The 7,708-nt window shown below is 40.3% G+C and carries 10 protein-coding genes; 5 read left to right on the forward strand and 5 right to left on the reverse strand.

Annotated features, from left to right (window positions below; translation table 11 throughout):
• The 3 genes from QNK26_RS15865 to QNK26_RS15875 all read right to left on the reverse strand — a co-directional run.
• Nucleotides 1-466 (reverse strand): response regulator (locus tag QNK26_RS15865; protein ID WP_319224850.1); only part of this gene is annotated, 466 nt, incomplete at its 3' end.
• A gap of 70 nt (nucleotides 467-536) precedes the next feature.
• Nucleotides 537-1,940 carry a lipopolysaccharide biosynthesis protein gene (locus tag QNK26_RS15870; protein ID WP_319224851.1) on the reverse strand — a complete coding sequence of 468 codons (1,404 nt, stop codon included), beginning with the start codon at nucleotides 1,938-1,940 and terminating at the stop codon, nucleotides 537-539.
• Entirely contained in the window at nucleotides 1,937-3,100 is a 1,164-nt protein-coding gene (locus tag QNK26_RS15875) for a glycosyltransferase (RefSeq protein ID WP_319224852.1), read from the reverse strand. Before QNK26_RS15875 ends, QNK26_RS15870 begins: the two co-directional genes overlap by 4 nt.
• Before the next feature lie 129 nt (nucleotides 3,101-3,229).
• Between QNK26_RS15875 and QNK26_RS15880 the strand changes: the two genes are divergently transcribed.
• The 3 genes from QNK26_RS15880 (at nucleotide 3,230) to QNK26_RS15890 (ending at nucleotide 4,634) form a co-directional block, all read left to right on the forward strand.
• Nucleotides 3,230-4,033: a class I SAM-dependent methyltransferase gene (locus tag QNK26_RS15880; RefSeq protein WP_319224853.1), complete on the forward strand. Its 804-nt coding sequence runs from the start codon at nucleotides 3,230-3,232 to the stop codon at nucleotides 4,031-4,033.
• A gap of 16 nt (nucleotides 4,034-4,049) precedes the next feature.
• On the forward strand, nucleotides 4,050-4,331 hold the full coding sequence (locus tag QNK26_RS15885) for a nitrogen fixation protein NifW (RefSeq protein WP_319224854.1): 282 nt from the start codon (nucleotides 4,050-4,052) through the stop codon (nucleotides 4,329-4,331).
• A gap of 87 nt (nucleotides 4,332-4,418) precedes the next feature.
• Nucleotides 4,419-4,634 (forward strand): acetyltransferase, encoded by a 216-nt coding sequence (locus QNK26_RS15890; protein ID WP_319224857.1) that lies wholly within the window; start codon nucleotides 4,419-4,421, stop codon nucleotides 4,632-4,634.
• A 36-nt stretch (nucleotides 4,635-4,670) separates the two neighbouring features.
• Here QNK26_RS15890 and emrD read toward each other — a convergent pair whose 3' ends face one another.
• Nucleotides 4,671-5,891, reverse strand: a complete 1,221-nt coding sequence (gene emrD / locus QNK26_RS15895) for a multidrug efflux MFS transporter EmrD (RefSeq protein WP_319224858.1) — start codon at nucleotides 5,889-5,891, stop codon at nucleotides 4,671-4,673.
• A 385-nt stretch (nucleotides 5,892-6,276) separates the two neighbouring features.
• Between emrD and QNK26_RS15900 the strand changes: the two genes are divergently transcribed.
• Nucleotides 6,277-6,615 (forward strand): universal stress protein UspB, encoded by a 339-nt coding sequence (locus QNK26_RS15900; protein WP_319224859.1) that lies wholly within the window; start codon nucleotides 6,277-6,279, stop codon nucleotides 6,613-6,615.
• A 66-nt stretch (nucleotides 6,616-6,681) separates the two neighbouring features.
• Here the strand turns inward: QNK26_RS15900 and QNK26_RS15905 are convergent, their stop codons facing one another.
• Nucleotides 6,682-7,092 carry a hypothetical protein gene (locus QNK26_RS15905; protein WP_319224861.1) on the reverse strand — a complete coding sequence of 137 codons (411 nt, stop codon included), beginning with the start codon at nucleotides 7,090-7,092 and terminating at the stop codon, nucleotides 6,682-6,684.
• 335 nt (nucleotides 7,093-7,427) lie between these two features.
• Here QNK26_RS15905 and QNK26_RS15910 point away from each other — a divergent pair.
• Nucleotides 7,428-7,708: AMP-binding protein (locus tag QNK26_RS15910; protein ID WP_319224863.1), on the forward strand; the 281-nt coding region annotated here is incomplete at its 3' end.

A 7,708-nucleotide genomic window follows, 5' to 3' on the forward strand; every position in this document is an offset into this window, starting at 1 on the left:
TGGTCTTATACACCGCCTGCATCGCCAGCGACTCACCAATAAAGCCTTGGTAATTATGTTTAGGTAAACTACTTTCATAATTAGCAACCAAGTTAATTAACTCACGTTGCTTCAGAGCATTACGTACTGTAATCGACAGGCGTTTGGCATCAAAAGGTTTAACGAGAAAATCAAATGCACCCGCTCGCATCGCATCAACAGCAAGATCGATAGATGCATGGGCAGTGATCATAATCGTACTAATATCGGGATGGTGTTGCTGCACTGTCATTAAAATATCCATGCCTGACATATCAGGTAGCTGAATATCTAAAATCAATAAATCAGGTTGCCAACGAGTGAGTTCAAGCAATGCCTCTCGCCCTGATTGCACATGCGTAACACTCGCGCCTTCGTTATGTAAATAAACACTGTAAATGGCACCAATAGAGGCACTATCTTCGACTAATAACGCAGTAAACCCCATGTAATGACTCCTTGTCATCGCTATCCTAAGTACTTATGTTTAATCTTTAATTTTAGTGACTAATTAAAGATTAGTGTGAAATGTAGCGCCGCCATGCTGAAAATTGTAAACCACGCCACAGATTTCGATAAAAATACAGTAATAACAAGGTATTTATCGACAGTATAATGAACTCAATTAAACGATAGCCAGTCACTTTGCTAATATTGATACTCAATAGAATGATAAAAATTGCCCAAGATATAACTAAGTAGGATTTACAATAAGGTAAGTAAACCAAACGCTGACTGATCACATAGAAGAGTATGCCGCGGATCAAAACCGTTAGCACCATGGTCGCCAACAAACCAGTCAGGCCATGCTCACCAATTGCCCAATAACCAACAATGAGTAAGTGCAGCGCACAAATACCATCAATAAACGATGTCCACCTGGCACTCTGTTTCAAAAAACAACCAATATTCAATAACTCGGAGTGAAAACGTAGCGCCATAATCAAGCACATCCAAGGGATCAGACTGATACTGTCTCGGTAACTTTCGGGCAGCATAATGTCCATCATAATCGGCGCCATAAACAGCATACTCCCAGCCAACAACATGCCAATTTGCACACCGAGTACCGCATATTTAGCCCCCAACTCAGGATCTGTTTCGTGTACCTGAAAACGCCTTGCGTACCACCACATTCGAAATGGTTCAAAGGCCACCGATATCATTAATCCAAATTGCCCCGCAGCAAAAAAAATGGCTAATTGTTGCTTACCTAAATGGATCACGACCAACCAGTTTTCAGCGCCATTAAGGCAATATACAAAAAGTCCCGAACAAACAATAAAAGCGATATAACGGTAGTGCTCTAAAGAAAAACTGGCGCGCCGTCCTTGCAGATGGACGCGGAAATAAATTAACACTGCAACCGCAATAGCAGAACTACTAATCGCACTCGATAGCATCATCCCGGTGACACCATAACCCGATAACAGTAAACCAATCGACAGTAGGGTTTGTAATCCACCTTGTGCCACAGAAAATACCATAAAAGGCACTGCGCGATGCGTCATTCTAAAATAGCAATACGGCACGGTAAGTAATGATGAGAGAGATAAGCTAATCAGTAATAATTGCAGGTCAAATAAGCGTAAACTCACCGGTAACCACGTCATGATCAACCCGCTTAAAGGCAACGCAAGCGCAAGGAACAGCATCGAACACAATAGTGATAACCTAAAGCATTGGCGCATAACAGCATCGTTGTCTTCTTTATCCTGACTGCTCGCAAACCGAAATAATATATCCCCTAAACCTAACGTCAAAAATAAGCTCATCATAGAGGCAATACTGACTAAAAAATTAAGCTCACCATAGTCAACCTGCGTTAACATCCGAGTGACAATCGGCATCATCACAAAACCCAAACCTTTTAATACAAAGATACCCAGCGCATAAATAAGCATCTCTCTTAGGCTATTCATTTAACACTTACCTCTTCAATTAAATGGGATAATCGATGTGCTTGCACTTGGGCATTAAAACATAGTTCAACACGCTGCCTTGCAAGGACCCGCATTTGCTCCCGGACATTATTTTGACAGTGAGTAAAAGCTTCTATTGCTAGCTTTAAAGCCATGACATCTTTGGAGGCGACGACATAGCCAGTCTCTTCTGTGACAATTTCACGACAGCCCATCACATCACTCGTTATCACCGGTAACCCCATTGCCATCGCTTCTTTTAATACCATAGGACCAGTATCACTCTCACCATCAGCCGTGACACAAAACGGCGCCACAAAACCATCATAATTAGCGCCTTTTTCAGCGATCCAATGCGGCGATCGATACCCGAGTAAGCGTACAAAGGTTTGTAGTTTGAGTTTTTTGATCAAATGATAGAGCTGTTCCTGTGAAGGGCCTTGACCAACAATATCAAGATGAGGCCGCTGATTTTCGGCAATCAGTGCCAGCGCTTCTAACGCGTAGGCAACTCCTTTTTTTTCAACTAGGTGGCCGAAAAACAACAGTTCTAATTGGTTATGCGCTGGTGCCGGATGGGCGGGAAAGCATGATATATCTACGCCACTGTGCAGCAGCAATGGATGTTTATCCCCCAACTGTTGAAATTTTTCGACCATGTCTTGGCACTCCGCAATATTAAAATCACACGCGGCTAATTTAAATCGCATATCATCATTATTTGCGTATATGTCATGTCCATGACCCACGCTCGAAGTGGTAATATCAAGCCAGCGAGCAGCAACCAGAGTGTACGCTAAACTGCAATGCATAAAATGACAGTGGAAATGGTCACAGTGATGCTTATTAGCAAGATAAGCGAGTTTCGAGCCATAAATCAGTAATAATCGAGTTGAAATGGCATGTTGATGCTGAGCGCAATGCAAGGCTTTAGTCATTGCCAATGGCCGCTTGGCAACGAATGCCGATACTTGCTTATTTGACGCAAGGTTGACATCAATAACATTGACACTGCTGGGTAAGGTGACTGCTGATTCACGTTTAATAAAACAAAATACGGTCACTTTATGCCCCGCTTTCGCTAATGCGCACACTTCTGTTACAACAAATTTTTCAGCGGCGATTGGGAATTCAGGAACCACAATTGCGATATGTTTCATTGCTATACCTTTAGCAAGAGAGTTAATCTAAGTATAGAAATAATAACGATAATAGCATTGTAGAAGTGAATTTTTCGAAGCGCTGCCGTATAATATTTTGTTCTATAGTATGAATGAGTGTTTTTGACCATGTATATTGCTCCCAACTGGCGCATCCTAACGATTGGCGATGGTGATTTATCATTTTCTAACGCCTTGCTGCAACACCATGCGCCAAAGCAATTAACAGCGACGATCTATGATCCCCTTGTTACCCTACAAGATAAGTATGGTGATGATTTTTATCTAAAGTTAATCGCTAACAACTGCCAAGTATTAACCGGATTTGATATTACCAAACCAACAACATGGTCTGAAATAAGTCGCCATAGCTTTGACTTGGTCATTTTCCAATTCCCATTGGTGCCAGGTTTTACGTCTAAAACAGAGTTTAATGAAAAATGTGCTGGTATTGGTATTAACACCCTTAACCGTCGCCTGTTACGCCAATTTTTAATTAATGCCAGCGAGCAGTTACTCGACCCAGCAGGTCCACAGCTGTGTTACATCACCAGTAAGGATGTAAAACCTTATTCTGAATGGAATATTGAACATTCATTGATACTCAATACCGGGATAAATTACTTGGGTGAAATGAATTTCGACATTAGCAATTTTCCGGGATATCGTATTCGTAATGTCGATCGAGATAAGCACGTCAAAGACACCAAAGGTATTACTTATGTTTGGAGTCCGCGTCCTGCATCACAACTGACTCAGGCGCTTAGCTTGCAGCTCGTCCAGCCACCAGTACTAGCTGATGATTGCTGTCATTATTGCCAAGCAGGTCCATTTACCTCTGAACAACATAAACAAGCCCATGAAAGCTCACGTAAACACTTACGGATGAAGGATTTCGAATTGCAATGGCTTGCTGATTTACAAACCGCTTAAATGTAATAAAATCAAGGTGATAAGTATCAACATTAACGATCAATTAAAGCAATTAACCAATATCTCGGAGTTATTAAATTTCTTTGAGATTGGTTTTGACAGCGGTTCTATTCATGAATGGCAAGGCGACTTGCTAAAACGCTTTAATGGTTATGTGATATTAACAAAGCCACAAGATTGGTTTGATTATCGTCGCTGCTTGAAGAATGCTTACTGCAAGATACAACGCGGGCGCTTAGATAACAGCAGTAACACACGCTCCGCTTGTCGTGGCTGCACCTCGTGTGAAAGACGTTAATTGGACATCGAAGATTAACAAGCACCAATAAAAATCACTGCAAGCTATACTTTACTAGTACAAAACAGCTAATGAGTGGAGCGAATTATGTTTTTTAAACATAGAAGCAATAACGACATGATCGAAGTAATAGGACAAGATGATCTGACTAATTTATTTCATGATACTGTATTAGGTCGTTATCAGGTTGGTGAAGAGCAGCAAGACCCCGAACCATTTAAGAAATCGGATTTGCTTTTTCTATCAGGCGAAGAACTGCCTCGCTGCTGGACCGATCCTCATTACCGAGAACACGACCATTGATTTAAACGGGAACATCTCAGTTCCCGCTTAATCCATTTACAAGCTAGGTTTCATTGCCGCATCATTTGCGTAGCGACGACGTACCCAAAGTATGCTTATTACGACCAATAGCGCAGCTACCAGCATAACCGAACCAAGGTTAAACTGATCTTTCGCGCCCATTAAAGATGCAGCTAATGTCGCAAGACCGGCGCCTAAATTTTGCATACCACCTAAAATAGCACCCGCTGTCCCAGCATGATGAGGGAAAGGTTGAATTGCCGCTGTTGTAGCTGCTGGGAATATAATGCCAGCACCAATAAACGAAATAAACCCACCACCAATCAATGACACCACAGTGACCAATCCAGCCATACCCGGAATAACAATAACCAACGCACCAATAATTAAGGTCGCCATGCCGATATTAAACAAATGGCGTTGACCGATACGCACCGATAAGGTTGCTGATAACCACGCGCCCAATAAATATCCAGGCAATGGTAATACAAACAACCAACTAACGGTTGTTGGATCGAGTTTTAACACACTGCCAAGTAATACACCCGCTGCCGCTTCAAACACCGCAATACCCGCAAATGTCGCGATCAAACAAAATACATAACCTTGAAATTGACGGTTACTCAAAACATAACTATAACTGTTCCAAACGCGTTCATTACGGCGATTTTCTTTAGGCAGCGTTTCATCAAACATGGTAAACATTGCTAATGTAACCAGTGCACCAAAAACCAGTAAAAATACATAACTTGCATGCCAATCAAATGCCATCGACAGATAACCACCGACTACTGGTGCCAGTAATGGTGAAAAGATCACGCCCATGCTCACTAAGCTATTTGCTCTGTGCAGTGAAGCACCGTCATAGCAATCACGAGTGACCGTTCGCGACATTGCTCCCGCACAGCCAGTGCCAGAACCTTGAATAAAACTCGCCAATAAAAACAATTCAAAAGACGAAGCAAACAATGCGCCTAACGTACCAAGTAAAAAAATCAACATCCCCGAGATGATCACCGGACGTCGACCAATGCGATCAGATAATGGCCCATAAATAAACTGTGATAAGCCATAAGGGATCAAGTAAGCAGCCATAACCGCTTGTAAATACGTTGGCTGAACAGCAAAGTCGCTGGCCATCGCCGCAATCGATGGCACATACATCGTTTGTGTCATTTGCCCTACAGCGGTCAGCGTAATAATTAGAAATAGTAATTTTGCCATGTTGGCAGAAGACGATTGTTGTAGCACAACCATACCCTCACAATAGTATATGAATATAAATCGGTATTTAAGACTAAAGACCGCAATTATTAGAGATAAACCCTAGTTGGATTGATAATGAAAAGATTGGAGACAGGATAAATCCATATACGCAATATCTTACTCTGCATTTCAGGCGGAATAATAATCCTGGGCAGCGAGTTAGGCAAGTAAAAAATCAAGTCTATTCAGTACATTTTCAGTTGATTTCAGATTAGTTTTTGTAATGTGTTTACAAGGTGTTAAATTATCGTTTCATAATATAAATAATTAGCTTTTATCCTCTATAACATACCGAAAATAAAAATATATATTACACTAATAATAATAAGGAAAATGAAACTAACAAGCACCGTGAAGCGCTCACTGAGGGGAAAGTATGAATAATAGTGATCTTATTTTTATCGCGTTTTCAATTATTACTCTAATTAATGTTGCACGAGCAGTATCGTCGTTACGCTGCCTGCTCTATCGTATGAGAGATATAGACCCGTTACTTTATCAACGCGTCAATGGACGAGTATTTTTTAAAACTGAAGGTAATTATTCAAAGCAGATGCAGCTATTCCATTACATTCACCGTAATGAACATTTACAACATTTTGACGAGTACTTTATTTATCGCTGCAATAAGGTCAAAAAAATATTTACCGTAGCCAGTTATTTTGTCATGTTAAATATTCTTCTCATTCCAATATTGATGTATCTCGACCTGTAATAACCGTCGTAATAACAATCCCATTAAAACAGGCAACAGTGATAAACAGCTCTGGAGCGAGTATGGTTAAAATCCTATTTTGATGCCTAAACTCGCTTCTAATTTTAAATCCACATCTTCCACAACATACAAACTAGGGCCAAGCTCAGCATAAAATATAATTTTCTCAAAAGGCAGCTGAAATCCGACTCCAGAACGCACCGCCACCTTATGCTTATTGTGGTCGACAAGTTGAGCTCCCAAATAAGCATACAAAGGTGCCAATTTAGGTTTGTCCAATAATGCAGCAACACTAAATGTCTTATCAAACGCAAAACCAAAATCTTTTGCCCCTAAAGAAAATCGCAAATCATCGCGCTGATACTGAAAACCAGACATAGGCTTACCCAAAAAGAAACCGATTTGTTGCTTCGCAAAACTATTAAATGGATATACCAAAAGCACTATAAGCATTATTTTGATCTTAAGTTTAACCATGAAAACCTCACCAAAAAGTATTATGAACCAAGACTGTTTTAATTAAATTGAAATGATATACAAAAGACTAGCTGCTAATAGTTCAATCTGCTATTCAACTGATATTTAAATTACCAGCAGACTAAACCGACCAGTTAAACGGGTTATCAAAAATAACGACTTGATCGCTGAAATCCATAAATTTAACGCTAATATAATAAATCATACGTATGTTTGAATTTGTTGTTCAAAAAATTTTAGGTTGAATAACCGCTTGTATCAGCGATGCTGCATAGCACAACTAACTAGGCATCACTTTATATTCACAACACAATTTAATAGATAGGACGAATTATATGTTATCGAATGCCGCTGTAGAAAAAATCGAATTGAATGGACTCAATTGTATTGCTGATTTGATACAACACACATGTGAAAGATTTGCTGATAAGCCAGCTTATACTTGCTTAGGTAAAACCCTTACCTTTAAAGAAATCGATACGCTTTCTGCCGCGTTTGCAGCTTATTTACAAAACCACACCGAACTAAAACCTGGTGATAAGATTGCAATTCAATTACCCAGCATTACTCAATTTCCAATTGTTGCTTATGGTGCCACCCGGGCAGGATTAGTATT

This window comes from Moritella sp. (assembly GCF_033791185.1).
In the GTDB taxonomy this organism is placed as follows: domain Bacteria; phylum Pseudomonadota; class Gammaproteobacteria; order Enterobacterales; family Moritellaceae; genus Moritella.

Bases quoted from the DNA above. Each gene is read 5' to 3' on its own strand.
- QNK26_RS15905 (WP_319224861.1), bottom strand. From the start codon at position 7,092: ATGGTTAAACTTAAGATCAAAATAATGCTTATAGTGCTTTTGGTATAT.
- QNK26_RS15900 (WP_319224859.1), top strand. From the start codon at position 6,277: ATGAATAATAGTGATCTTATTTTTATCGCGTTTTCAATTATTACTCTA.
- QNK26_RS15875 (WP_319224852.1), bottom strand. From the start codon at position 3,100: ATGAAACATATCGCAATTGTGGTTCCTGAATTCCCAATCGCCGCTGAA.
- QNK26_RS15890 (WP_319224857.1), top strand. From the start codon at position 4,419: ATGTTTTTTAAACATAGAAGCAATAACGACATGATCGAAGTAATAGGA.
- QNK26_RS15880 (WP_319224853.1), top strand. From the start codon at position 3,230: ATGTATATTGCTCCCAACTGGCGCATCCTAACGATTGGCGATGGTGAT.
- QNK26_RS15870 (WP_319224851.1), bottom strand. From the start codon at position 1,940: ATGAATAGCCTAAGAGAGATGCTTATTTATGCGCTGGGTATCTTTGTA.
- emrD (WP_319224858.1), bottom strand. From the start codon at position 5,891: ATGGTTGTGCTACAACAATCGTCTTCTGCCAACATGGCAAAATTACTA.